Raw genomic sequence first — 26,013 nt, 5'->3', positions numbered from 1 at the left:
ATAGACCAAGGAAAAACCAGACGCTAGGGGCGTCTGGCTAAACGCTCAGGTTCAAAATAGGGCGCCGCGTCTACCAAAATATGGCTAGCTTCGGTTAGCAGTGGATCAGGCTCTTTTTCCTTATCTTTGTCTTGTTCGTCCTTCTCTGCTTTTGCCTCTAATTCTTCTTCAGTCATGGCAAGCTCGGCGGTCGTGTCGTCTTCAAGTGCCTCTAAAGGTTCTTCACCTTTGGCGACGCGGCGACGATTTTCCATTGCCAACTGTTGTACTTTTTGCTCATCACGTTCTTTTTTACGCAGATCAATATTCAACGATAAGTGGGTTTTGCTACGCAGTTTTTCGATGACATGGATTTGCTCCTGCAAAAACTGAAACTCTGGGTCCTTGGCAATGCGTTTATCGTGCTTGCGTTGCAGTGTTGCTAGTCCGTCTTTCAAATCGAAGTAGTAGCGGTGATTAGCTTGTGGAATACGATCCCAGTGCAGAGCGTTGTCTAGAACGCTTTCACCAATATCTTCTTTGCTGTAAAGCGGAGGGAAAGCGATATCTGGAATTACACCACGGTTCTGAGTGCTGTCGCCAGAGATACGATAAAACTTAGATTCTGTGAGTTTCAATTGACCGTGACTGAGTTCATTTACTGATTGAACGGTGCCTTTGCCAAAGGATTGGGTTCCAATAACGAGGCCGCGCTGGTAATCCTGAATCGCACCAGCGAAGATTTCTGATGCCGACGCACTCATTCTGTTTATTAGAACCGCAAGCGGACCAGTGTAGTAGGGCGAGCTGCGGCGCTTACCCTCTTTCAATACACGGGCGTTTGACTGCCGAATTTGTACCGTTGGGCCTGATTCGATGAAGAGTCCTACCATGCCATTTGCTTCAGCGAGCGAGCCGCCGCCATTGTCACGAAGATCGATGATAATCCCTTCGGCCCCTTGGCTAAGAAGCTCTCCTAGAATCCGATGTACATCTCGCGTTGTGCTGCGGAATTCAGTATCGCCAAGACGGTAAGCTTCAAAGTCTAAATAGAATGTTGGCACATCTATCACACCAACATGATGCACTTCGCCATCGCTACCGGTGATATCGATCATTTCGCCCTTGGCACTTTGATCTTCTAACTTAACTTCATTACGTTCGATGAGGATTTCACGGCGTGCTTCATCACTTTTAGCGATGGCCGGAATAACTTCAAGCCGGACGAAAGAACCTGACGCTCCACGGATTAGATCGACGACATCGTCTAGACGCCAACCGATAACATCCTGCATTTCACCTTTTTTGCCTTGAGCAACTCCAATAATTCTATCCGCAGGTTGGAGCTGGCCTTCCTTGTCGGCAGGCCCAGCTGGCACTAGACGGACAACCTTGGTGTAGTCATCCTCCATTTGCAAAACTGCGCCGATACCTTCTAGCTTAAGACTCATGTTAATTTGGAAGTTTTCAGAAATCCGCGGCGAAAAGTAATCGGTATGTGGGTCGTAGAGAGAGGCAAAGGCATTGGCGTAAATTTGAAACGCGTCCTCTGACTCCAATTGATTCATACGCTTGATTTGGTTTTTAAAGCGTTTGCTGAGTAATTCGACGATAGCGTCGTTGTCTTTATCCGCCAGACGTAAGCCTAGAACACGATTCTTAATTTGTTTGCGCCAAATTTCATCGGCTTCGGCTTTGTTCTCAGGCCATTTCGCTTTAGTCCGATCTAGCTCAATGTCTTCCTTTACGCTGAAATCCATCGCCGCCACATTGGCTGCTAGCGTATCCAAGATGTCTTGCATACGCGTGGTCATGCGTTCGCGATAGCGGTTAAAAATGAAGAAGCCGGCGCTGAGGTCCGATTTCTTTAGCTCGTCATCCAACGTGCTACGATATTTTTGAAACTCGGCGATATCACTTTTAAGTAAAAAAAGTCGATTCGGGTCCAAGTCGTCGAGAAAAGCATCCAGTAGCCTACCCGACAACTCGTCATTTAATGACAGCTTCACGTAATGGCGGCTGTTGAGTTGCTCGATCATGTCGTGAATTGCAGTCTTATGCGATTCATCAGGCACCAAGGCTTTGATCGCGCCGTCGGCACACGCCGAAAGGTTAAATACTGATAGGAATAGGGCGACAATAACCGCGCAAGTGAATTTACGATTGCGTGATGATTTTATAGTTAACATTGAATACCGCATCTCAAAGCCTAGGTGACATTGCTATGTTACACCGCCAGCGCGCGTAATGCAGGTCTGGCGGCCACTTCAAACATGATCTACCAAAAAGTCGTGGTGTTAAAAGCACTGCGCGCACAAATATCTAGAATGTGCGTAGGTTAATAGCATATTTACTGCACTAAAAAGTCATTCTTTGTATACGAAATCGCCATATTCCAAAGCCCTCTCTCGCGTTACACTATTTTTAATCAATGTGTGACAAATGAAATGGAGCAGTTCTCGTGAGTAAAAATCCAAAATTAGCCGCAGTGGAAAACTATATCAGCGCCTTAAGCAATCAAGATATGGCTGCTATTACCGATTTATATGCAGACGACGCCACAATAGAGGACCCCGTAGGTAGTGATCCTCTATCCGGCAAGGCTGCTATCATACGATTCTATGAAGTCGCATTTAGTTCCGGAATTTCTGCTCGACTTGATGGCCCCGTGCGATTTTCAGCAAATCACGCTGTATTTCCTTTTGTCGTCGAGTTAAATCCGGGCAATGGTGAAATACGAATAGACGTCATCGATCAATTCAAATTTAACGACGACAACAAAGTAGTCGCCATGAAAGCGTTTTGGGGCGAAGAGAATATGAGTACGCCCTAGATTTTAGTGAGATCAGGCGCGATATGCCGTGATGAAAGTTTCGCTGACATCACGGCATTGGGGTTTTAAAACCATTCGGTTTTCATATTAAAGGGCACGTCATCAAAGCGGCAAAGCAGCTCAGCTTGAGGTCCAATCTCTGGCAATTCCCAGTTTATATAGTAGCGCGCAGCCTCTAGCTTACCGCGGTAGAAGTTTTGATCGGCGTCGTGTGCGCCCGGCAAGTTCAACCCTTTTGCGGCACTCACACCTTGTTTTAACCACAGCCAAGATACTAGAACACGGCCAAATAGATCTAAATAGACTGTTGCATTCGCCAAGCTAAGATCGGTGTTCTCCGCCATATTTCCGAGCAGGGTGGCAGTGACAGTATTGAGGGTTTGAAGTGCGTCAGCAACGGGCGTAATTAGCTCAGCCAGTTCTTGATGGTCCTTGGCTTCAGACAAGGTATCTGCAAAGGTTTGATTTAAGATTTTTATCCCCGCGCCATTATTCAGCAGCACTTTGCGGCCTAATATGTCTATACCGTGGATTGCCTCGGTACCTTCGTGAATAGGGTTTAGGCGATTGTCTCGATAGTATTGCTCCACCGGATATTCCCGTATGTAGCCAGATCCCCCTAATACTTGAATCGCAATCTCATTGGCTTTTAAGCCATATTTTGAGGGCCAAGATTTTACGATAGGTGTAATCAGGTCGAGCAGTAAAAAGGCCTGCTGACGATCAAATTCGGTGCCCGCAGTGCGCGAATCTTCATACAGCGATGTGGCGTAAAGACACAAGGCGAGGGCGCCTTCGGCGTAGGCTTTCTGAGCCAACAACATACGCCGAACATCAGCATGTTGAATAATAGCTATCTGGGCCGATTTCGGGTCTTTGTTAGACGGTAATCGCCCTTGCGGACGTTCGCGTGCGTAATTCAATGAGTAGTTGTAACCCTGATAGCCGAGTACGGCTGCACCAAGACCAACGCCAATTCGGGCTTCGTTCATCATTTGAAACATATATTGAAGGCCTTTGTGAGCCTCGCCAACGAGATAACCTGTTGCACCGCCGTTTTCACCAAAATTCAACACCGTCGACGTGGTATTCCGGTAGCCCATTTTGTGTAACAAGCCCACTAGCGCAACATCATTACGTGCTCCCAGCGAACCGTCGTCGTTGACCAGATACTTCGGGCATATAAATAGGGAAATACCTTTTGTCCCTACTGGTGCGCCGTCAATTCTGGCAAGTACCATATGCACAATATTTTCTGTGATCGTTTGGTCACCGCCCGATATGTACATTTTCTGGCCGGTGATCTTATAAGTGCCGTCAGCGCTTGGCCTTGCGGTGGTAGTAATATCGGCAAGTGCAGATCCTTGGTTTGGTTCGGTTAACGCCATTGTGCCGGCGAATCGCCCCTCTCGCATCGGTGGTAAATACAGCGCTTTTTGTTCTTCATTGCCAAAAGAATGAATCAAGTTGGCAACGCCAATGCTTAGAAAGGGGTAAGCGGCACTCGCTATATTCCCGGCATTAAAATACGCCATTGCGGCCCGCAGAACGATTTCCGGTAATTGGAGTCCGTCCTCATCTGCGTCGTAATGTGCTGCTAAGAAACCAGCTTCGGCTAGCGCATTCCACGCCTCCTTGGTTTCGGGAATCATCTGTATTTCTTTACCGTCGAATTGCGGCTCGTTAGCGTCTCCCTTGGCGTTATGATTGGCAAAATAGCGTTGCGATATGGTCTGCGCGGTTTCCAAGGTAGCGTTAAATACTTCACGAGAATGGTCTTGATAGCGTGGTCTAGTGAGAAGCGATTCGGTATCGAGTAGTTCATAAAGCAAAAAATCGATGTCTCGGCTATTTAGCAGGGGAGTCGTCATAGGATTTTATCTTCATCATTAGGTTTAAATTGACACGCTAACTTACTGTTATATTTTTAGTTTGATCAGTTTCTATTCGATTAAAGATGCTAAATGTTGATACCTATCACACCTTCACATAAGATTGCTCAAAGAATGTATTCTCTGCGTACATTTGCTTTCGTGCAAGTGCTGATCCAATTAATAAAGGTCGATAATAATGATTCCCATGATGAACACCCAACTCACCATCACCTCACTCATGAAGCATGCAGAACAAGTAAATGGCAGTGTCGAGGTCGTGTCCGTTACCGCTGACAACCCTAGGCATCGTTATACCTATCGAGACGCATTTGTGCGCGTTAGACGCTTGGCAAATGTCTTAAAATCCCTTGGTTTAGAGCGTGGCGACACGGTGGCAACATTCGCATGGAATGATTATCGCCATTTAGAAATTTATTACGCTGTATCTTGCAGCGGATTTGTTTGCCACACCATAAATCCGCGGCTGTTTCCTGAGCAAATTGAATACATTGTGAATCATGGTCAAGATAAGTGGATATTCATCGATCTAACCATGGTGCCTTTACTCGAATCACTGCAACACCTTATGCCCGACGTTAAAGGTTTTGTGGTAATGACCGACCAAGCACATATGCCAGAAACCAAGCTCAACAACGCACATTGCTACGAAACCTTATTAGAAGGGCAGTCGTCAGAATTCGACTGGCCAGAGCTTGATGAAAATACACCATCAGCCCTGTGTTACACGTCGGGCACCACAGGTAATCCAAAAGGCGTGATGTATACCCACCGTTCTACTTTGCTGCACTGCTATGCCAGCATCGCACCTGACGTATTTGGTTTATCGGTCAAAGATGTCGCGCTGCCTATTGTTCCCATGTTCCATGTTAATGGTTGGGGCATGGTGTACTCGGCGCCGATGACTGGGGCTAAGTTAGTTATGCCCGGTCATAAAATGGGCTGTGGTGAAACGCTGTGTAAACTGATTAATGACGAAAAGGTTACCGTTTCGGCTGGGGTACCAACGGTGTGGTTGGCGTTGTTAGATTATTTAAACAAATCTGGAAGTACTGTCGAAAGCCTCAACCGCTTAACAGTAGGTGGTGCGGCCTGCCCGTTTACTATTTTTGATGTGTTCCGCAAAAAGTACGGTGTTGACGTGCAGCAAGGTTGGGGCATGACCGAAATGAACCCGCTGGGCACGTTTAACGGCAATGTTCCTAGTGCGGTGAGTGAACTACCGAGTGATGAATACGACAAAATGCGCTTAAAACAGGGGCGCCCAGTATTCGGTGTGGAAATGAAAATAGTGGATGAGGATAACAAATCCTTACCATGGGACGGGAAAAGCGCTGGCGCGGTTAAGGTGCGCGGACCATGGATTATCAATGAATACTATCGCTACGATGGCCAAACGCTAGACGATGACGGCTGGTTTGAAACCGGTGACGTCGCAAGCATCGATCAATACGGCTATATGCAGATCACTGACCGTGTCAAAGACGTTATCAAGTCTGGCGGTGAGTGGATTAGCTCTATTGAGCTTGAGAACTGTGCGGTCAACCACCCAAAGGTAGCAGAGGCGGCCGTTGTTGGTATGCCTCATCCAAAATGGAGCGAGCGTCCTTTGCTCCTTGTTATCCTCAAAGAAGAGGAAGAGCTAAGCCAAGAAGAGATGTTGGCGTGGTTTGATGACAAGGTCGCAAAATGGTGGATACCGGAGGAATGTCTGTTTGTAGATTCTCTACCTCATACAGCCACTGGTAAATTAAGCAAAAAAGACATTCGGGCGCAGCACGCAGATTTCAGGTGGGCGAGCGAGTAAGCCGGTATTGAGGCCAATAATACACTGTGCGTACGAACCCTTTTTGAACTAAGGAATACAAATGCAGAATTTTGAGGCTCTACTGAATAGCGTTCAGGCTACTGGAGTTGAAAATGAGTACAGTGCGTCCATTGAGGCGTCATGGCTACAAGGACGAACCGCTTTTGGAGGCTTAAGTGCAGCCTTGATAGTAAAGGCCATGAGTAAGCAAGTTCCCGCTGATCGACGTTTACGCTCACTCGCGGTTATGTTTGTGGGGCCGGTGCCGGTGGGAGAGCACCGTATTGTGCTTCGCGAATTACGGGTTGGTGGGTCAGTAACTCATATTCAGGGCGAAATCCTGTGCGGCGGTGAAGTCGGGGCCACGGTGAGTGCCGCCTTCGGCAAAGACCGTCAATCGGCAATTGCTTTACCGGGGCCAGAGATGCCAACCGTACCCGAACCGGAAGAGTGCGAAGCTTTTCATTTTATCGAAGGTTTAACACCTGCCTTTACCAAGCATTATGAGATGCGGATGTGCACCGGCAGCCTGCCATTTAGCGGCGCAGATTCCGCCGATTTTTCTATGTGGCTGCGCTTTAAAGAGCCGGGGTCAATCGACTTATCGGCATTGGTCGCTTTAGGAGATGTTCCGCCAATGCCCGGTCTCAATATGATCACACCGCCAGGCATTGGTAGTTCATTGAGCTGGTATCTAGAGTTCCCGCAAGCACTGCCTACGGCAAGTATGTCTGATTGGTGGTTTTACGATTACAAAACCCAAGCGGCCGGGAATGGCTATTTTCATAACTACGCTACCGTGTGGGGGCCTGATGGAAAAGCGGTAATGTTTAGCCGACAGATTGCCACTGTGTTTGAGAAATAGGCTTATAATCCGCATTAATCACGGCCAAACAACGGCTAACCCGTATTGTCAGATTTTTGCCTCTAGGTTTATATGGGCAATCAACTAATCTGGAATAGTACATGGCGATAGATCTTAGCCCATTTATTGACAATACTGCGCGCCTGCCGTCCATCCCTCGTGTTGTTGCCAAAATCGTTGAGATGGCGCGTTCGGGTGAGGTAGATATTCAAAATTTAGCATCGTTAATAGCGAGCGATCCCGCTTTGGCGGCGAAGACATTGCAGTTCGCCAACTCACCGATGTATGCCAATGAACAAAAAATAGAAAATTTGCGCCGCGCTATTGTACTGCTTGGTTTAGATACCACGGTAAATCTCGCCTTGAGTTTCTCTCTAACTTCCTCACTAAAAGAGCAATCTCAATCTGGTCTTCACTACCCTTTGTTGTGGCGTCGTTCTCTGATTGCCGCCGTCGCTGCCCGGGAACTTGGGCGTATAACGGGGGAGCGTGCGGTTGAAGAATTATTTCTTGCGGGTTTGCTACAAGATATAGGGATGATCGCAATAGATCGATTACATCCTGATTTCTACACTGATTTACGAAGTGACCAAGTGTTCCATCAACGTGTTCGTGAATATGAAATTGAACGAATGGGCGGTGATCACGCGGAAGCTGGTGCTTGGCTGAGTAAACATTGGGGGCTTGCAGACCGAACGACTCTAGCCATTGCTACTAGCCATAAGCCTGTTCAGTTTTCTAAAACAGATGTGGATGGACAGTTTGTGCGCTGTGTTTGTGTGTCCGGTACGGCCGCTGATTTTATCATTCTTGGTGAGTCTGCTGATGCACGGAAACAATTGTACATGCAGGCTCAGCGTATCTTAGGGCTACCCGCGGCAAAAATAGACGGCTTAATTAGCTTTTTACTTGACCAAATTCCTGAAATGGAAACGTTGTTTAATGTGAAGTTGACTGAAAGCGAGAGTCAGTCTGAATTATTGGAACAAGCAAATGAAACACTCGCAGAGCTTAGTCTGCAAAATATGACGAAGACCCGCGGCAAGTCTCGCAAAGCGGAAAAGGTAGATATAGCAAGCCGATTAGATCCAGTGAGCGGTGTGTTTTCCAGAGACTTTATAAATGGATACTTACCAGACTCATTTAGTTTAGCATGTCGCGCAGGACGGATTTTAAGTATTTTGATGATAGAAATTCGCAACTTAAAGGCGATTAAAAAAGTACTAAAAGACGGGGCGGACACGTTTATAGCAGAACAAGCAAATACACTAAAAAGTAAACTTAGGGCGGGTGATATGATCTCTCGCTACAACGACACTACCTTTATCATTTTGCTCCACGACACCCTAGAAGATGACACAAATCAGATCGGCCTGCGCTTAGTGGAGGCGAGTAGAGCAGTTGTAATTCCTGGTCAACATGGTCGCTTATCTGCTGAGATCGTTCTTGGCGTTGCTACCCATGGAAATAAAAGTGAGTTTAAAAGCGTTGATGAATGGATAGACGAAGCCAATGAAGCTTTGCAAAGATAGATTTTAACTACCGATCCGCAGTGGTCATTGAGATAAACCTCTTACTTTATGAGCTTCTCAGAAGGAAAAGTTTTTGCACTGTTTTGAGGCGCATAACTGTCGAGGTCATACAAAGTAGGCCGATTTACGATGGATTAAACGAGGTAGGCTCAAGCTTGTTGCAATTGATAGGGTTTTTGTCACAAAATAATTAGCCGACTGTCATACAATTCGAAAAGCCATCATGAATAAAAACTACAAAGCGGCAACTTTCGTCAGACGTTTAGGTGAAGAAGCACTAAAATCCTCAGCTGTATCCCATCCTTATCTGCAAGCGCTACAAAAGAGCGATTTTCCTGACGTTGATATGGCGTGGAGAGATTTTGCTTTTCAATATGGTTTGTACAGTTCGCAATTTACTCGCTATTTAAAAGCGCTGATCTCGAATTTACGGAATGTTTCTCACCAGAAAATACTCCTGTCTAATTTAGCGGAAGAGAAGGGACATATTGCCGATGGCGAATTGCCAAGCGAGGTATTAGCCAGTATTGAGGGGCAATCACACGCGCAGTTATTTCAGCGTTTTCAGCAAGCGTTGGGCGTAAATCCCGAAGATCCTACTAGTCTATCTGAGGATCTAGCCGGCGGATTATGGTCCCGGCGGTTTCTAGCGCTTTGCAATACTAACGAGTATGTTGGAGTTGGCGCCATTGGAATTGGGACGGAGTTAATTGTATCTAATATTTACCAGCAGATTCTGTCCGGCCTTAAAAGTTACGACGCGCTGACTATGCAGCAACGTGTATTTTTTGATTTACATAGCTCTTGCGATGATGATCATGCAGAGCAAATGTTGATAGTTGCTAGCGAGCTTGCTACCGACGAAGAGGCGTGTGCCCAAATAGAATTTGGTGTTAAGTCCGCGCTCGACTTGCGGACAGCATTCTGGGATGCCTTGTTGGAGCGAGCACAGTGCTTAACAACCGTAACTACTCCTGAGTCAAAGGGAATTTCAAACTTTGGATACTAGAAAAGTTTACGACGACAACGCCAAGAAATGGCTACGCTTAGAACCCAGTTCCTTATCCGATTTTACTGCACGACCCTTCGTGTTTGACGCATGTGGTGAACTCAATAATCGCTCGGTGCTAGATATTGGTTGTGGCGAAGGTTATTGTGCGCGTGAATTGAAGCGTCGGGGAGCAGGCGACTACCTTGGCGTAGATCTATCAGCACAGATGATTGACGCCGCGCAGGTTCAAGAAGCGGAAGATCAACTGGGTATAGAGTATCGCACACTTAATGTGCTGGAGTTCGTTCCTGAACGAAAGTTCGATCTAAGTGTAGCGGTATTTTTGTTTAACTACCTTCGGGTGGATGAAATGCAACGGGTATTTTCAATGGTGTACCAGTCCTTGGAAGAGGGAGGACAATTCATTTTTAGCGTACCCCATCCGTTTTTTCCCTTTGTGCACAACAAACAATCAGCGCCGTTTTACTTTAATTCCACGGGCAAGAATTATTTTGCCGACGTGGATCAAAAGTTTGAAGGGGAGATTTGGAAGCGAAGCGGGGAGCCCTTGCACGTGCAATGTGTGCACAAAACCTTTAGTGATTATTTCGATTGTTTGCGGAATGCGGGCTTTACCACCATGCCCGAAGTAAAAGAATTAACCGTGACACCAGAACTTATCGCCATTGATGAGGCATTTTTTTCGCCGCTGAAAAATGAACCCTTGCACGTGTTGTTTAAGGTCACAAAGTGACGTTAGCCGCTCAAGCTAAGGAATATCACTCATTAATTGGCCGACTCTTCTACCACGCAAGAATGCATCCCGACCACGACGCCATTGTCTGTATGGATGTTACGCTGTCATACGCCAAACTCGCTTCACTTGTGCAGCTTCAGGCTTACAAATTCTATGAGGCAGGAATTCCATCTAGTTCACTGCTCGGAATTAAATGCGCCGACGACACACAACATCTCACTTTCTGCCTTGCCGCTGCCTACGTAGGTGCAACATCTTGCACTATACCCTTATACGAATCTGAAGAGACACAGCAGGCAATCAATAAGAATTGCGGTGTTAGTCATGTTATTGATGAAAGCTACGCTGTCGATGATAAAAGCGCTATCGTTTCGCAAGTAAATACCGACGGTCGAAACGCAGCTACAACAGCGAAGCTGTTGTTTTCAACGTCGGGGACTACTGGTACGCCAAAGCTGGTCGTTCATCATGACAGTGATATTGTTGCACAGGCCCATCGGCACATCGTTTCCGCCCACGAGCGATTTGTCTGTTTGGCCTCAATGGAACACAATTTTGCTAAGCGTCATCGCCTCTACTGCGTGGCGATGGGCGCCACCAACGTTTTTATCGATATTAGAGATAACTCGCTGCTCAGTCAGTGCCAATCTCTCAACGTCAACGTTATGCATGTGTCAGCGTTTCAAGCCCAAGAACTACTGGCAATACCCGGCATTCAGGCCTTGTCTAATATTCAATTAAAACTCGGTGGTTCCCACGTCTCAATGACGCTTCGAACAGCACTGCGAAATAAAATTACTCGCGATTTACGGGCGGGCTACGGAACAACAGAAACCGGCGCTATCGCCTTTACTGACCCAGATGATGCCGGCTCGGATAATAGTGTTGGACGAGCGCTGCCGGGAATAGAAGTACAAGTGCGTAGCGCAAGTGGAAAAATACTTGCTAGCGGCGAAGCTGGGGAGTTGCTTGTACGTTGTAAAGGTATGTTTCGTGGCTATTCTGGCAAGCCTGAATTGACCGCAAGCCGACTTATTGATGGCTGGTTCCACACGGGTGATATTGCCTATCTTGATAAAGAAGCGCGCATTCATTTATACGGCCGAAGCGACGATATGTTCGTCTTCAATAGCATAAATATTTACCCGCAAGATATTGAGTCCGAAATTAGCCAATTTCCAAATATCGTAGACACCGCGGTCTTCTCCAAACCGTCCGCTGTACACGGCAATATTCCCGTTGCCCTTGTGGTATTTTCAAAAGAGGTGAGACCTAGACTGAAAGACTTAGAAAAATTTTTAAAGCAACGACTTGGCTTAAGAGCACCGCGGCAACTTATTATTGTCGACGAGATCCCGAGGAATGCGGCGGGAAAAATCGTTCGCCAAGACGCAGCGACGCTTTCCGCGAAAGCTGGTTCAATACGTAAAACTATTATCCAAGCCTTAAGTTCCAAGGCAAAAAAACCACTAAGAGCTTCGCAAATCGCTGAATTCGAGCTTGGTAACACGGATATTCCGCTGCGAAAAATCGACTTAGATTCAATCGGCCGCATGGAATTATTAGTGGTCTTGGAGCTGGCCTATGACGTTGTTATTCATCCCAACGAGTATGCTAGTTTTCGCTACCTTGGCAATCTTGTTGCGCGGGTATTAACACTGCAATCGCAGCAGTCTCGTATCGATACTAAGGTTCAGTATTCCAACAACGATGTCATCACAGAGGAATTACCTTATATAGTACGATTTTTTCGCCGCATCGTTAGGGTCTGTCCGACAGTCGCCCATTTAAATCGGGCGCTATCGACGCTTGAATATCGCCTGACACCGCTTGATATTGACCTTTTAAGTAGACGAAATCGTCAAGGTCAACTCGTCGCGGCAAACCATAATCAAAAGTATCAGTTAGCCATCGGCAGCTGGCTAGACACGCTGCAGAAACAATTATCTGAGTCCCTCACGCTAAAGCCGGAAGCCTTTGTATTACAGCGAATCGCGCCCACCGCCATGGTATTTATTGGCGCCGGAGTGCCAAGCGAAAAAGGCCTTTTGATATGCTTTCCGGGAAGAGGTGATCGCAGCATGATGATTTCAAACCCCGTATTACTTCAGCATACTAATTCCGCGGATTACGATGTATTAATTCTCGCGGAGCCCAGAAACCAATCTTACCGAAAGGGTATTCCATTTCTAGGAGACAAGGTCAGCGATGTTATTAACTGGCTCGTCAATCATAAGCAGTTAAGCCAGTACGGCACATACCGAACGATGGGCTGTAGCGCGGGAAGTTATCCTGCCTTAATAGCGGCTTATCAATTGCGAGCAGAGCTGGTCTTGTGTATCGGCGGTCGCTTCCACAAAAATAAACGTGTCATTAAAATTTTAGAGCGAATTTATACAATCTGGCGCGCCCAATTAAACGGCCATCGTCCGCAAGTGCTACTAAGTTATTCTAGATTGGTCGAAAAAGACCGGCAGTATGCGCGTGTTATTTCTAGATTATTTGGTGGCAATAGGGTCGAGATAACATTGAGTTCGGGAAAGCTGGGGCACCGTATACTCGCAGATTTACTAAATAACGGTGGGCTAAACGTGTTTTTGACGAGCAGCATATTTGCGAACACAGATAATGAATTTTACGCCAACAATAGCGCGAATATCATTCTGAGCATCCCTGAAAACACTGTGCGCAAACGTGAATAAAGACGTCGTTCCTAAGACAATTCTCAGGGACGACGTTAACATTAAAACCAGAATCGTAGGCCAATAAGCCAACTCATTGTCTCGGTATCTGTTCCAGAATCTCGACTGTACTCCGCCGTTTGGCCGTATTTCTTGTGATAGTTTACACCGATATACGGCGCAAATTTTCTCGTGAATTCATAACGTAATCTTAGGCCAGCTTCAATATCAGATAGACCTCCACCGGTTCCAGTTTGGCGGTCGTTACGACCATGGATGTTAACCTCAAGCTCTGGTGAGAGAATGAGTTTTTGAGTAAATAAAAGCTCATACTCAGTGTCGATTTTTAACGCGGTTTGGCCGTGTTCACCGAGATAGAATGTCAGCTCGGTTTCAAAGAAATAGGGCGTTAGGCCCTGCAGCCCGAAAGCGAACCACTGACGATTTTCTGTGTCATTAAAATCACCGCGCCAACCTGTTTGTATATCCCAGTACGTCGCAACGGCGCGGCTATACAAGACTTCAATGCTGCTGTCCTGCCGCTGTCCGTGTGCGAATTCGCCATTCGTTTTAATCCACAGCTTGTCATAATCCTTGCCGATCCAGGCATCTACATTCCAAATTGCTGCCGTGTCATCTCCTATCTTGCTTTGCTCGAACTGTTTGAACGACAGCATGCTGACAATAGGATCAGCGTCTGAATGAGCCCATGCGTAGGGTGTAAGGTTTGTAAGTAAACAGGCTAAAACGGGAGTTAAGAAACCGTATTTCATGATAGGTCTCCTTGTTCACTAATATGCACTTCCCGCATCATTCCCGGCATATGGTAGAGCAGGTGGCAGTGGTAGGCCCAGCGACCAACCGCGTCGGCGCTCACCAAATAACTTATTTTTGAGCCCGGCTGAACTATGACGGTATGCTTTTTAGGTATATGCATAGGATCGCCAGTTTCTAACTCGCTCCACACACCGTGCATATGTATCGGATGCGTCATCATTGAGTCATTAACCAAAACGATACGCAGCCGCTCCCCATATTTAAATTGCAATGGCTCGGCATCGGCAAAGGGTATGCCATTCATGGACCACATATAGCGTTCCATATTGCCTGTTAGATGCAATTGAACTTCCCGCTGAGGATCACGACGATCTTCGGTTTGATATAAATTACGCAAATCTGAATAACGCAGTACTCGGCGTCCGTAACGTTCTTGGTGATCTCGAAGACCGACGCCTGGGTCGCTTAAACCGTCCATTGGCGACTGTGAACGCATATCAACCTGCGGCCCAAATTCGGTGTTTACATGCGCTATTTTCCGCTGACTTCCCATACCCGCTGGGGCTGGTTTTTCGACAGGCATTTTGTGCATAGCATGCTGCATATTCATGTCGCTATGCTGCCCCATGTCCATATTGTGTGTCATGCCAGACATATCATGACCGCTATGATCCATACCTTGCATTGGTCCCATACCGGCCATTGCGCCCATATCGTGTCCAGACATAGCCATTCCCATATCTCTATGGGCGAGCAGAGGCGAGTAGTCCATTTTTGGTACTTCCGCCTGCCAGTCTGGGCTTGGGCTCAGTGTACCTCGGCAATAACCGCTGCGATCTATGCTTTGCGCGAACACGCAATAGGCACTATCGTCACTTGGCTCGACAACAGCGTCGTAGGTTTCCGCGACACCTATACGAAATTCATCGACGCTAACTGGTTCGATATTTTGTCCGTCAGCGGCGACAACGGTCATTTTTAATCCGGGAATACGCACATCGAAGATAGTCATTGCAGCGCTATTTATAAAACGCAGCCTCACCTTTTCACCGCGTTTGAAAACGCCATTCCAACCTTGTTCTGGCGTATTGCCGTTCATGAGGTAGGTATAGGTATAGCCGGTCACATCCGCGATATCGGAACGACTCATGCGCATCTCATTCCACATGCGACGGTCTGCCCAGCTCTGGGAGAGCCCTTTGTTTTTTATGTCCTGCCAAAGATCCTTAACCGTCGGTTGCTTGAAATTGTAATAGTCACCGCGTTTTTTAAGGGTGTTGTAGATTTCTTCTGGCCGCTGATCTGACCAGTCCGAAAGCTGCACAACGTAGTCGCGGTCATAAGTCACCGCATCTGGATTTGCTGGCTCGATAACTATGGCACCATAGACCCCGGTTTGCTCCTGAAAGCCAGAGTGGCTGTGGTACCAATAGGTGCCGTTTTGCTGAACTTGGAATGCATAGTCGAAATAACTACCGGGCTTTATTCCGGCAAAACTCATTCCCGGTACGCCATCCATACCCGTTGGCAGAATCATGCCGTGCCAGTGGAGAGAGCTATCGTGATGAAGGTGGTTATGCACTCTCAGGGTGATGTGTTCGCCTTCCTTCCAGCGCAAAATCGGGCCTGGAACACTGCCGTTGATGGCGGTGGCAATACGGTGACTGCCGGTAAAATTGACCGGTTGATAGCCAATATTGAGTTCGAAATGGCGCCCCTGTAGTACTTCTGGAGATTTCATCTTTGGCAGACTATCTGAGCCAAAACTCAGGGGCGCACCGCCAATACCTATTAAAGCGCCGGCACCGGCAGCGCCTTTAACGAAGCGTCGGCGTGAAAGACCGTAGGATGTTGTTTTCATAATAGTTCCTAACCATTAGCTAAGGCATAAGAATCGAGCAATAAACATGAAGATTCATGTACGCTAAATTTACATAGAGGTATGCAGTATTACTGAAAAACCCGAATCACTGGCGGAATGAGCCTGTGTTAGCCCAAAATCGGCGGTCTAAACAACGAGGTGACAAGTGGCAGAGCTTTAAAGAGAGGACGTTGATCGCTAACGTGCTGAAGGTGTTTATCAGAGTAATTAACGCCCGTGATAAACAGGACCGGTGTGTTGCAATGACCGATACAGCAATCGCATTTCGTATTGCAATCTGCGTTGTGATGATTCGTTGGAGAGTCGGATTCGCCGCCCTCATCATGTTGACAATGACTATTCATTACTAAAGTTGATTTGTTTAGCGCTTCTTCATGTTGATGCGAAAACATCATCTTTGCAGGCGTCGTAGACAATGTTAAGGCTTGCAGTGGCTGGACAATAGCGAAGGCCATTTTGCTGAAAAATACTAGCATAATCCAAAGGGCTATATTTTTAGTGCGGTACGTTTTCATTAAAATTTAGCTTACATATCCACTGTACTGTGGTCGCGTTCCAAGCCCGAGAGAATAGGGCACTCAGCGCGATTATCACCGTGACAAGTTGACGCTAAGTCGGCTAGTAAATCACGCATTGCAGTTAGTTCGCGTATTTTAATATTTAACTCTTCGATATGTTCTGTTGCTAGGGCCTTGACGTCGGCACTTGCTCTGTCTCGATCTGCCCAAAGTGACAACAACTGCTCTATTTGGGCCAAAGAAAATCCCAGTGATCGCGCGCTTTTAATAAAACTCAGGCTGTGAATATCACTTTCGGAATAAAGACGATACCCGGCTGTGGTGCGCTCGGCCTCTTTTATTAGACCAAGTGATTCGTAATGGCGAATCATCTTTACAGATATTCCACTGGCCTTAGCTGCCTCGCCAATATTCATACTCGTGCTACCTCGTAAATATCTTTTTCCATCTGCGCTAATCTGTATTTGACTTGGCTCAAGCCTTTGGTTTCCAACGTTTCAATAATAGCGCATTACTAATAACACTCACGCTACTAAATGCCATTGCCGCGCCCGCGATAACCGGGCTGAGCAATCCACTCGCGGCTAAAGGTATTCCGAGGAAGTTATAGATAAAAGCCCAAAATAAGTTTTGGCGAATTTTTTGATAACTTCGTTTGGAAATATCTATGGCATCTGCAATGAGCGCTGGATCGCCACGCATTAGCGTGATTCCCGCAGTATGCATGGCAACATCAGTACCGGTCGCCATGGCAATGCCAACATCAGCCGCAGCTAAGGCGGGGGCATCATTGATACCGTCGCCCACCATAGCAACAATATTGTTAGCGTTACGTAGCTCCCGAATGGCGTCGGCTTTGCCCTCGGGAAGAACGTTGGCAATATAGTCGTGCAAGCCTAATTTAGCGGCAACCGCGCGGGCGCTACCTTCATTATCACCGGTGATCATCACCGTTTTTATACCCTTATTACTAAGGCGCTCAATCGCTAACTTCGCAGAGGGCTTTATTTCATCGCCGAATGCAAGCAAACCGATCAAGCTGGGTGTGTCGCCCGCTTCAGCAAGCCACGATATAGTATTGCCTTCGTTCTCCAATTCTTTGGCTTTGGACTCTAAGCCTGTCAAAGACACCTTGTATTCTTGCATTAGGCGAGTATTGCCGAGTAAAAAAAACTTACCGTTTACAGTTGCCGACACTCCACGTCCGGCAAGGGCCTTCGATTCCTTTGCAGAGGCAATAGAAAACGTTTTGTCGGCAGCCTCGTTCAGAATCGCCTGGGCCAGTGGGTGATCACTACCTTTTTGGAGAGAGGCAGAAACGCTCATTAGTTTGTCTGTATCGCCATCGCAGGCAACATACTCCCGTAAGCTTGGCTTGCCGACGGTCAGCGTGCCAGTTTTATCGAAGACCACGGTATTGATGTTATGAGCATACTCCAATGCTTGTGCGTCTTTGATTAGAATGCCGTGCCGGGCGGCAACACCTGTCCCGGTCATAATTGCTGCGGGTGTCGCTAATCCCAACGCGCAGGGGCAGGCGATGACTAATACCGCCACGGCATTGATAATGGCACTTTGAATATCGCCGTTATACAAAAACCAAGCCACTAAAGTCGCGATAGCGATTGCAATAACCACCGGCACAAAAATCATGCTGACTTTATCTACAAGGCTTTGAATTGGTGCTTTCGCTGCTTGCGCACTTTCCACTAAGCGAATAATACGTGCGAGAGTTGTTTCTGCGCCCACCGCAGTGGTCTTAATGAGAAGCAATGCATCAGTATTGATAACTCCGCCGGTGAGAGAGTCGCCTACGGATTTATGCACCGGCATGCTCTCGCCGGTAATCATCGATTCGTCGAGATAGCCACTTCCTTCAATAATCGAACCATCAACAGGAACTCGTTCTCCGGGCTTTACCACGACAATATCACCGCTGCGTATATGCTCTATTGGGGTTACAGTATCCACATTGTTCTTGCGGAGTCTCGCGGTGTTCGGACGCAAGGATTGCAATGCCTTTATTGCTTCGGTGGTTTGCTGTTTAGCGCGCCGCTCTAACCACTTACCGAGGAGTATTAGAGTGATGACAACGGCGGATGCTTCAAAATAGTAGTGCCCCATGGTATGACTGGGTTGAATGACATACTGTTTGAGTAATTCGAATACACTCAGACCGTAGCTTGCGCTCGTACCAATGGCGACTAGTAAATCCATATTTCCAGTACGCGCTTTAAGGGCATACCATGCTGCACGATAAAAACGGGCACCTAGCCAAAACTGAATTGGCGTGGCAATCAGAAATTGCAGCCAAGGTGGCGGCATAGCATTGAGACCGATGCTACTTGCTAGCATCCCCAGTACTAGGGGCGCTGATAAGCAAGCTGCAATGAATAAATGGCGACTTTCTTTGCTGTGCTGAGTGTTTGAATTTGTATTCTGTTTGCTTGGTGTATCGGAACCTTCTGGATTTAATTCCTCACCGGGTGTGGTTGCTGCGTAGCCCGCATTTTTGATGGCGGAAATAATGTCAGAATTAGTCACTCGGCCCTTTAATACCTTTACGTAAGCGGATTCAGTAGCCAAGTTCACATTGACTTCAATTACCTCTGGGATTGTATAAATCGATTTTTCCACGCGGCCGACGCATGAGGCGCAGCTCATACCAGTAATTAGAATTTGAAACTCTTCGGTCGCTACTGAGTAGCCCGCGTGTTTTATGGCGGAGCATAGTGTTTCCAGTGATACTTCCTTATCCAGCGCGACATACGCAGACTCTGTCGCCAGATTTACCTGCACCGAATCAACACCATCTAAGGCTTTAAGCGATTTTTCGGCACGTCCGGCGCATGAGGCGCAGCTCATGCCCATGATCGGAAGTTCTATTTCCTTCAGTTCGTTGATTTGTGCTGACATGCCGTGCTCCTTACACAACTTTGACCCTACGCCACTGAGGTTAATGCCTCCCATCATGGGAGGGTCAAGTACTAAATATGTATTGTTCTTTTTGTCACGGAGAGCTTGAATGTGACCTCTGATTTCGATTTTGATGTATTTGGTGAGTGCGACCTATCCCCCTAAATATCAGTCTTCGCATACGGGGTTATGTGACCAAATAAAAGGAATACAGAAATTAATTTATAGTGGGTCACATTTATCTTATGGTTTGCTTTACCGAGCTAATCACGCTGTTTACAGTGGTGGATTAAAGACTCACACTTCGGATTATTGAATGCCTCAATTCAAGGACGTACCAGGAATTATTGCATTATTGCTGCGCCTGACTATCGGTCATATCCAAACCCCACGCCAGAATTTTTCGATTAAACAACGCGTTGATGCACTTCCGTTAGACAACGCGCCTCTCATAGATAGTATTAAGATCCACTGGAATGATAATCTCATACCTTTTATACACGCTGAAAATGAAAGTGATCTCGCGGTTGGCCTCGGTATTAGCCACGCTCATTTACGGCTTGGCCAAATTGAGTTTCTTAAGTACGTTAGCCAAGGACGATTGTCAGAGTTACTTGGCCCAATAGCTAACGACATAGATCATACGTTGCGTGTTCTCGATTTAGGCAAAGTCAGCAAGGCAAGCTACGCAGCAATGCCAGAAAGCACTCAAAAGTGGATGCAATCATACGCGGCAGGCATTAACTATGTGGTAGAAAACATAAGTGACAACAAGTCGCTCTGGCCTGAAGAATTCCAAATACTCAATGTTCAACCAACCCGCTGGGCAGTTGAAGACCTGCTCACATTGGCTAGGCTGAATTGCGCTGATTTTACATGGGGAATGTGGCCTAAACTTTTACCCTTAAGAAAACGTAAAGATTGGTTTGCCGTCTGGCGACACTTGATGAAATTCGGTGGCGGCCCGCCAGTCCCTAAGCATAATGATCTATCAAGCGATGATGCTTTGGAGTGGTTAAGCGGTTTGTTTGGCAAGCCCGGCGGGTCTAATGCTGTCGCAATCGCCGCAGAGAAGACCGCAGCGGGAAATGCCTTGCTTAGTGGTGATCCACACTTGCCAATGGTGCTACCGAACTTTTGGATACTTGGTGGCCTGTATTGTCCAACATTAAAAGCCGTGGGATATATGTTGCCTGGCTTACCTGCAGTTATGGTTGGCAGGAGTGGCGATATAGCATGGGGTGGGTCGTCAATGCACGCCGCATCTAGTGATCTATTCGATGTTTCCCATCAAGCTTCAAGTAGTTTTAAAACCCGTACAGAAACGATTAAAACTCGATGGGGAGGCAACAAAACAGTCACCTTACGAGATTCAGACTACGGCCCCTTACTTACCGACGCGCCGATGTTTTCAAATCCAACGTCGCCCACTGCCAATTCTTCCAATACCAAATCAAATGACGTCAAGTTTGCATTTCGATGGGTTGGACATCAGGTAAGCGATGAAATCACCGCGATGTTGGGTGTGGCGAGATCACGCACTTTTGGTGAGTTTCAAACAGCCTTAAAGGACTTTGCTGTTGCTGGTCAAAATATGGTTTACGCCGACACCTCAGGTAATATTGGTCAACTGATGGCTGCGCGACTGCCTAAGCGACCAAGCGAAAGGCCTAGCGATGTGGTTCTCGATGTGTCAGAACATCAGTATTGGAATCATATGATAGATACACGCGCGCTGCCGACAATACATAACCCAGACATAGGTTTTGTGGCCTCCTCGAATAATAAGCCAGACGTAGACTCTGATGTATTAATCAGCTGCTTTTTTTCTCCGGACGACAGGGTAGAGCGACTGAAATCAGTTCTTAGCGAAGCTACAAATATCGACAGTTCCCTGCTGAGGGCATTAATGACGGATGTTAAGAGCGATACCGGGGTCGAGTTAAGAAACGCAATACTACCGTTCATCAAAATAAAGAATACTCACGTGTATGAGTGTTTGGCCAACTGGAACGGCGAATATACAACTGATAGCGCTGGCGCATTGGTATTTGAATTTCTGCTTTACCATTTTGCGCTAGCACTACACGGTAAAGAAGATATGGATGTGATGACCGTGAGCTGGGACCCACGGAGTTTACTCATGGCAGACATACAACATGTCCCGGCTCCAGTATTGGCAGAAGCATTAAATGAGGCACTTTCGAAGTGTAAGGTCGCACTGCAAAAATACGGTACTTGGGGTGCTGTCCATCGCCTACGCATGAATCACCCACTTGCGGCTTTGCCCGTATTAGGCAAGCGCTGGCGCTATGGTGAATCTGCGGTCGCCGGTGCGAATGAAACCCTAATGAAATCCGCTCACGGCTTTGCAAAAGGTAAGCATTACGTAGGCATGAGTTCCACCGCACGATATTTCTTTGACCTTGGCGATACCGATTCAAATTGGTTCGCGATGCTTGGAGGTCAAGATGGGCTTCCCGGTTCTGATGCGTTCATAGACCAAGTCACCTTATGGAATGCGCAGGACATGATTCAGATACCTATAAACATAGCGACAGTTGAAAAAACGTTTACACTCTGTGTGACAGTGAGGCCGAGTAATAATTAAAATTGACAAGGTGGATATAAAATAAAGATGTATTCTTACCGCCACACGCTGGTTGCGATATGCGTTTTTTTTGTCGCGAGCGTAAGCAGAGGAGAACAACTTTCTGTTGCCGTTGCATCTAACTTCACTGCAACAATGCGGCAGCTTGGTGCTGAATTTGAAAAGGAGTCCGGACATAATCTCAATGTATCCTATGGCTCTTCGGGTAAGTTCTACGCGCAAATAATCCACGGCGCGCCATTTCAGGTTTTTTTGTCTGCTGACCAAACAAAACCTGAAGCCTTAATAACGGCGGGCTTTGTCGCTCCTGAAAACCGCGTTACCTACGCAGTAGGTGCTCTAGCACTTTGGTCATCTAAGTCAGGGTTAGTAGATGGGAATGGCGAGATTTTACGTTCAGGATCATTTGATAAGCTAGCCTTGGCTAACCCCTTACTAGCTCCTTACGGCGCCGCCGCGCTCGACGTTTTACGATATTTATCAATAGAAGAGTCAACGCGCAGGTCTTGGGTGAAGGGCGAAAATATTGCCCAAACTTACCAATTTGTTAGCACGGGTAATGCAGATCTTGGCTTCGTTGCGCTGTCACAAATAATGGATAATGGTCAGTTAAAAAGCGGCTCGGCGTGGATTGTCCCCCCCGAACTTTACCGTGCGATCAAGCAAGATGCCGTGCTGCTAAAAACAGCGAAAGATAGTGCCGCCGCAAAAGAATTTATGGCCTTTTTAATATCGGATAAGGCCAAGACCATTATCCGCTCTTTCGGCTATGGGGTTGTCGAGTAGCGCATTATAAATGGTGCGCCGCCTTTAGTGATGATGGTGGGCTAGTTCATTCGCCGCATCGTCGCGACAAGATTCATCGGGGAATTCAAACTCGATCGTGGTGTGACTAAGTGGAAAACCTTTCATCGCGCTAGCAATTAATACTTTTAAACGGAGTAGCTCGGTTTGCTCATAATGTTGTTTTAACAGCAGGTGCGCCGTTAAAACATGTTGTTCGCCATCCAGAGACCAAAGGTGTAGGTGATGTATATCGCTAACGTGATCTAGCGCAGCTAAATTTTCTAAGATCTGCTCGCGCAATTCGTGATCGGGGGTTGCCTGTAAAAATAAGCGCAGGGTTTCGGTCAGGTTTTTAGCGACGTTAAATAATATAAACAGTGTGAAGCCAATCGATAAAACCGGATCAAGAATCGGTAATTCCACAAACATCAACACAATGGATACGATGAAGATCGCCACCCAACCCAAAACATCCTCGAGTAAATGCCAGTTTAGCATCCGCTCATTCAGAGTTTTGCCATCGTTTAGTTTATATGCCGCATAGCCATTTACGGCAATACCCAATACAGCTAAGCCCAGCATTCCTTGCGCATCCGGCATTTGAGGGTTTAAAAGCCGGGGGATAGCTTCACTGAGAACCCATAAAGAACCCAATACAAGAATCACACCGTTGATTAACGCGCCTAATAACGAAAAGCGACTAAAGCCGTAACTAAAACGGCTATTGGCTTCTTTGGCGCCAAGCTTGTTCAACCACCACGCCATACCAATTGCCAGGCAGTCACCGAGATCGTGCACCGCATCGGCCATAATGGCCGTACTATTTGTTAACCAGCCGCCGATGAATTCGATAATCGTAAAGCAGAAATTTAGGGCAAAGGCCCAGCCGATGCGTTCAGAAGCGGTGTGATGGTGGTGATGGTCGTGCATGTATTAACCTATTCGATCGTTGTATCGCTGCACGAGAGAGTAAGGCGTTTAACACAATTTTAAAAGGGGGCTATGACGATGAGAATCGAATCGTCATTATTATGGAAGCACCCAACTAATCACCTTTTTGTCGTCAAGTTGGTAGTGTGCTTTAAAGACATGGCCCTTGAGGAATTCTGGAGAAAGGTCTTTCACTAATGTTATCTCTAATGTTGCCGTCTCAATAGAGACTGTTGATATACGAACATCTAAAAAATCGAAATACTGACCGACAGCGGGGTAGATCGCCTTGAATACAGCCTCTTTAGCTGAGAATGCAAGGGTTAGTGCGCGATCCAGTCCGTGATAGTTTTCTAATAGCAATTGTGTTTCTGGTATAGATATCACGCTGGGCGCGAGTAATTGACATTCATTCGCTGGTAGCACCGACTCAACATCAATCCCCACGGCAGTTTGGAGCGATAAGTTAACCGGCCGATGCATCAACATGCAATATCCGGTGTTGCTGTGATGACTAATAGATCCTATAGCTGATTTCGGCCATAAAGGTTTTCGATGGGTACCTATTCCCACAGTTTGAGGTGTTAATCCTAACTTCAAAAATGCGAGGTTAGCCGAAATCCGTCCAGCTAAAAATGCAGCTTTCCTTTTACTGTTAGCACTGTTTAGGGCCGAGGGAAATTGCACGCCGTAGACAGCAAATAACTCATCGCTGTAATGTAGGGGATTGAAATGGGTGAATAAGCACACCCCCTTAAAACCAGCGAGAGTGAGACAGTCCGTTTTAGCGACAAACTCCAATGACGCCGACGCAGGATTCATCGCGACTATCCCTATACAGTTCTGGGGGAAGGTTCAGGCCGGGACGCACCGAAATCAGGGTGCTCAGTAGATTGTGTTTCGCATGATTTTTGAATGGATAACTCATCTCCACAGGATGCCGCATTCGTATCAATAGGAGAATTGCCCTTATCGATTAGTCCCCATTGCACAAGCAATGAAATCGCCGTTTTAACGCCATCTTCCTTTGCCACTTTAGCCGCTAGTGACTTGGCAGCGACCTGCATATTTTCCGAACTTGCTTCCGCTATCGCCGCGACTAATTTATCAGCAGTCAAGCTATCACGCCTAATTGCTTTAGGTGCTACGCCATTTTGAGCTAGCCGCCAAGCCCAGAATGGTTGGTCACCAAAGAAGGGCACAACAACCGACGGGATGCCGGCAAGTATTGTCGCAGCAGTTGTTCCGGCGCCACCATGATGCACCGCCAGTGCGACTCTTGGGAAAAGCCAATCGTGGGGAGCGGCATCAATGACTAAGACATTCTTCTGTTCCTGTTCCTGTTCCTGCTTGGCAAGTCCACCCCAACCGGTTGCAATAATCGCTCTACGACCACATTGAGCTAAGACTTCGTAAATTATCGCGCTGAGGTTATCCGTGTCGTCGCTCAGCATACTTCCAAAACCGATATAGATTGGCTCTTCTCCGCTTGCAAGAAAATGCTCAAGTTCAGCGCTAGGCTGCCACTGAGATTCACCGGTAAGAAACCAGTTTCCTGTAACTTGAACTCCTGTGGGCCAACTGGGCGAAGGCGGTAACAGTGCAGGGCTGTAGCCGTAGAGAATACGACGGTCTTCTTTTTTCTGACGGTAGTAGGGACCATACCACGGCAACGAATTTAGATTTAACGACTTGCGCACAGGGCTGTATGCAGCGCTGAGCATTCGCCATGTCACAGCACGTAAAACGTGGTATAGCATCTCATTTATTTTGCCATTTCGTGGCCTGTCGGGTGGCGTCAACATCATCGGTGGAATATCAGGGCAGGGGGTCACCGGTTGTAAATGAGTTTCCACCATGGGGATATTGAGTGCCTCACCCAGCGAATTCGCCAGTACGGCCATCATGCCATTCCCCAGCAGAAGATCAGCTCCCTGTGCCGCTGCTAGCCCTTCTTCCGCCCAATGTGCAGACATTTCTTTTAGGTGCCGACGCGCTGTGCTCATCAAGGCCACAGGGTTCAGTCCACGCTGAATGGCTCGCGGATCTTTAGCCATAACCTCAAGAAAGTCTGCGGTCAGCGGAGCGTATTCCAATCCGTGACTCAACACTAAATTTTCACAGGTCATGCCACTTGCTATGCGTACCCTGTGACCCGCACTTTGCAGTCCTAGCCCCAAAGCGATAAAAGGCCGAACATCTCCTTGGGTTCCGATGCTGAATATAGTGATATTCATTGTTAGCCAAGGTGCCTTT

Annotated in this window: 18 protein-coding genes; 9 read left to right on the top strand and 9 right to left on the bottom strand. The window is 47.1% G+C overall.

Features of this window, described 5'->3' with window-relative positions:
* Positions 1–23: 23 nt before the first annotated feature.
* Positions 24–2,168, bottom strand: a complete 2,145-nt coding sequence (locus O9X78_RS03560) for a carboxy terminal-processing peptidase (protein WP_269618240.1) — start codon at positions 2,166–2,168, stop codon at positions 24–26.
* 272 nt (positions 2,169–2,440) lie between these two features.
* On the opposite strand from O9X78_RS03560, the gene O9X78_RS03555 reads away from it, so the two are divergent.
* On the top strand, positions 2,441–2,812 hold the full coding sequence (locus O9X78_RS03555; protein ID WP_269618239.1) for a nuclear transport factor 2 family protein: 372 nt from the start codon (positions 2,441–2,443) through the stop codon (positions 2,810–2,812).
* Positions 2,813–2,877: 65 nt separating this feature from the next.
* Here O9X78_RS03555 and O9X78_RS03550 read toward each other — a convergent pair whose 3' ends face one another.
* Positions 2,878–4,683, bottom strand: coding sequence for an acyl-CoA dehydrogenase (locus tag O9X78_RS03550; protein WP_269618238.1), 1,806 nt, complete (start codon positions 4,681–4,683; stop codon positions 2,878–2,880).
* A 199-nt stretch (positions 4,684–4,882) separates the two neighbouring features.
* Here O9X78_RS03550 and O9X78_RS03545 point away from each other — a divergent pair, with 199 nt between their 5' ends.
* From O9X78_RS03545 to O9X78_RS03520, 6 genes are all read left to right on the top strand, one after another.
* Positions 4,883–6,511: a long-chain fatty acid--CoA ligase gene (locus O9X78_RS03545; RefSeq protein WP_435056042.1), complete on the top strand. Its 1,629-nt coding sequence runs from the start codon at positions 4,883–4,885 to the stop codon at positions 6,509–6,511.
* 61 nt (positions 6,512–6,572) lie between these two features.
* Positions 6,573–7,376 (top strand): acyl-CoA thioesterase, encoded by an 804-nt coding sequence (locus tag O9X78_RS03540; RefSeq protein WP_269618237.1) that lies wholly within the window; start codon positions 6,573–6,575, stop codon positions 7,374–7,376.
* 101 nt (positions 7,377–7,477) lie between these two features.
* The gene (locus O9X78_RS03535) at positions 7,478–8,908 is read left to right on the top strand and encodes a sensor domain-containing diguanylate cyclase (protein ID WP_269618236.1); all 1,431 of its coding nucleotides are present in this window, start codon (positions 7,478–7,480) and stop codon (positions 8,906–8,908) included.
* Between the two features lie 223 nt (positions 8,909–9,131).
* Positions 9,132–9,917 carry an iron-containing redox enzyme family protein gene (locus tag O9X78_RS03530; protein WP_269618235.1) on the top strand — a complete coding sequence of 262 codons (786 nt, stop codon included), beginning with the start codon at positions 9,132–9,134 and terminating at the stop codon, positions 9,915–9,917.
* Entirely contained in the window at positions 9,907–10,653 is a 747-nt protein-coding gene (locus O9X78_RS03525; RefSeq protein ID WP_269618234.1) for a class I SAM-dependent DNA methyltransferase, read from the top strand. Before O9X78_RS03530 ends, O9X78_RS03525 begins: the two co-directional genes overlap by 11 nt.
* Entirely contained in the window at positions 10,650–13,358 is a 2,709-nt protein-coding gene (locus O9X78_RS03520; RefSeq protein WP_269618233.1) for a class I adenylate-forming enzyme family protein, read from the top strand. Before O9X78_RS03525 ends, O9X78_RS03520 begins: the two co-directional genes overlap by 4 nt.
* Positions 13,359–13,399: 41 nt before the next feature.
* On the opposite strand, the gene O9X78_RS03515 is transcribed toward O9X78_RS03520, so the two are convergent.
* The 4 genes from O9X78_RS03515 to O9X78_RS03500 form a co-directional block, all read right to left on the bottom strand.
* Positions 13,400–14,110 (bottom strand): copper resistance protein B, encoded by a 711-nt coding sequence (locus O9X78_RS03515; RefSeq protein WP_269618232.1) that lies wholly within the window; start codon positions 14,108–14,110, stop codon positions 13,400–13,402.
* Complete coding sequence (locus O9X78_RS03510; RefSeq protein WP_269618231.1) at positions 14,107–15,975, bottom strand: copper resistance system multicopper oxidase; 1,869 nt, start codon at positions 15,973–15,975, stop codon at positions 14,107–14,109. The genes O9X78_RS03515 and O9X78_RS03510 overlap by 4 nt, the downstream gene beginning before the upstream one ends.
* Before the next feature lie 547 nt (positions 15,976–16,522).
* Entirely contained in the window at positions 16,523–16,930 is a 408-nt protein-coding gene (cueR, locus tag O9X78_RS03505) for a Cu(I)-responsive transcriptional regulator (protein ID WP_269618230.1), read from the bottom strand.
* Between the two features lie 58 nt (positions 16,931–16,988).
* The gene (locus O9X78_RS03500) at positions 16,989–19,430 is read right to left on the bottom strand and encodes a heavy metal translocating P-type ATPase (protein WP_269618229.1); all 2,442 of its coding nucleotides are present in this window, start codon (positions 19,428–19,430) and stop codon (positions 16,989–16,991) included.
* Between the two features lie 316 nt (positions 19,431–19,746).
* Between O9X78_RS03500 and O9X78_RS03495 the strand changes: the two genes are divergently transcribed.
* Both O9X78_RS03495 and modA read left to right on the top strand, forming a co-directional pair.
* Positions 19,747–22,041, top strand: a complete 2,295-nt coding sequence (locus O9X78_RS03495; protein WP_269618228.1) for a penicillin acylase family protein — start codon at positions 19,747–19,749, stop codon at positions 22,039–22,041.
* Positions 22,042–22,068: 27 nt separating this feature from the next.
* Positions 22,069–22,827 carry a molybdate ABC transporter substrate-binding protein gene (gene modA, locus O9X78_RS03490; RefSeq protein WP_269618227.1) on the top strand — a complete coding sequence of 253 codons (759 nt, stop codon included), beginning with the start codon at positions 22,069–22,071 and terminating at the stop codon, positions 22,825–22,827.
* 24 nt (positions 22,828–22,851) lie between these two features.
* Here modA and O9X78_RS03485 read toward each other — a convergent pair whose 3' ends face one another.
* From O9X78_RS03485 to O9X78_RS03475, 3 genes are all read right to left on the bottom strand, one after another.
* A complete protein-coding gene (locus O9X78_RS03485; RefSeq protein ID WP_269618226.1) occupies positions 22,852–23,757 on the bottom strand; it encodes a cation diffusion facilitator family transporter in 906 nt (301 codons plus the stop codon).
* A gap of 99 nt (positions 23,758–23,856) precedes the next feature.
* Complete coding sequence (locus O9X78_RS03480; RefSeq protein ID WP_269618225.1) at positions 23,857–24,579, bottom strand: 4'-phosphopantetheinyl transferase family protein; 723 nt, start codon at positions 24,577–24,579, stop codon at positions 23,857–23,859.
* A gap of 11 nt (positions 24,580–24,590) precedes the next feature.
* Complete coding sequence (locus O9X78_RS03475) at positions 24,591–25,994, bottom strand: glycosyltransferase (protein WP_269618224.1); 1,404 nt, start codon at positions 25,992–25,994, stop codon at positions 24,591–24,593.
* Between the last annotated feature and the right edge of the window lie 19 nt (positions 25,995–26,013).

This window comes from Zhongshania aquatica, assembly GCF_027257955.1.
GTDB classification, from domain to species: Bacteria; Pseudomonadota; Gammaproteobacteria; order Pseudomonadales; family Spongiibacteraceae; genus Spongiibacter; species Spongiibacter aquatica.
Note: the sequence above shows the minus strand (reverse complement) of the source record. Positions and strands in the feature narration are given on the sequence as shown.

What these genes read in the sequence shown, in the direction of transcription:
- O9X78_RS03535 (WP_269618236.1), top strand. Translation starts at nt 7,478, where the DNA reads ATGGCGATAGATCTTAGCCCATTTATTGACAATACTGCGCGCCTGCCG.
- cueR (WP_269618230.1), bottom strand. Translation starts at nt 16,930, where the DNA reads ATGAATATTGGCGAGGCAGCTAAGGCCAGTGGAATATCTGTAAAGATG.
- O9X78_RS03485 (WP_269618226.1), bottom strand. Translation starts at nt 23,757, where the DNA reads ATGCACGACCATCACCACCATCACACCGCTTCTGAACGCATCGGCTGG.
- O9X78_RS03495 (WP_269618228.1), top strand. Translation starts at nt 19,747, where the DNA reads ATGCCTCAATTCAAGGACGTACCAGGAATTATTGCATTATTGCTGCGC.
- O9X78_RS03540 (WP_269618237.1), top strand. Translation starts at nt 6,573, where the DNA reads ATGCAGAATTTTGAGGCTCTACTGAATAGCGTTCAGGCTACTGGAGTT.
- O9X78_RS03550 (WP_269618238.1), bottom strand. Translation starts at nt 4,683, where the DNA reads ATGACGACTCCCCTGCTAAATAGCCGAGACATCGATTTTTTGCTTTAT.
- O9X78_RS03500 (WP_269618229.1), bottom strand. Translation starts at nt 19,430, where the DNA reads ATGTCAGCACAAATCAACGAACTGAAGGAAATAGAACTTCCGATCATG.
- O9X78_RS03530 (WP_269618235.1), top strand. Translation starts at nt 9,132, where the DNA reads ATGAATAAAAACTACAAAGCGGCAACTTTCGTCAGACGTTTAGGTGAA.
- O9X78_RS03560 (WP_269618240.1), bottom strand. Translation starts at nt 2,168, where the DNA reads ATGTTAACTATAAAATCATCACGCAATCGTAAATTCACTTGCGCGGTT.
- modA (WP_269618227.1), top strand. Translation starts at nt 22,069, where the DNA reads ATGTATTCTTACCGCCACACGCTGGTTGCGATATGCGTTTTTTTTGTC.
- O9X78_RS03545 (WP_435056042.1), top strand. Translation starts at nt 4,883, where the DNA reads ATGATTCCCATGATGAACACCCAACTCACCATCACCTCACTCATGAAG.
- O9X78_RS03510 (WP_269618231.1), bottom strand. Translation starts at nt 15,975, where the DNA reads ATGAAAACAACATCCTACGGTCTTTCACGCCGACGCTTCGTTAAAGGC.
- O9X78_RS03475 (WP_269618224.1), bottom strand. Translation starts at nt 25,994, where the DNA reads ATGAATATCACTATATTCAGCATCGGAACCCAAGGAGATGTTCGGCCT.
- O9X78_RS03480 (WP_269618225.1), bottom strand. Translation starts at nt 24,579, where the DNA reads ATGAATCCTGCGTCGGCGTCATTGGAGTTTGTCGCTAAAACGGACTGT.
- O9X78_RS03515 (WP_269618232.1), bottom strand. Translation starts at nt 14,110, where the DNA reads ATGAAATACGGTTTCTTAACTCCCGTTTTAGCCTGTTTACTTACAAAC.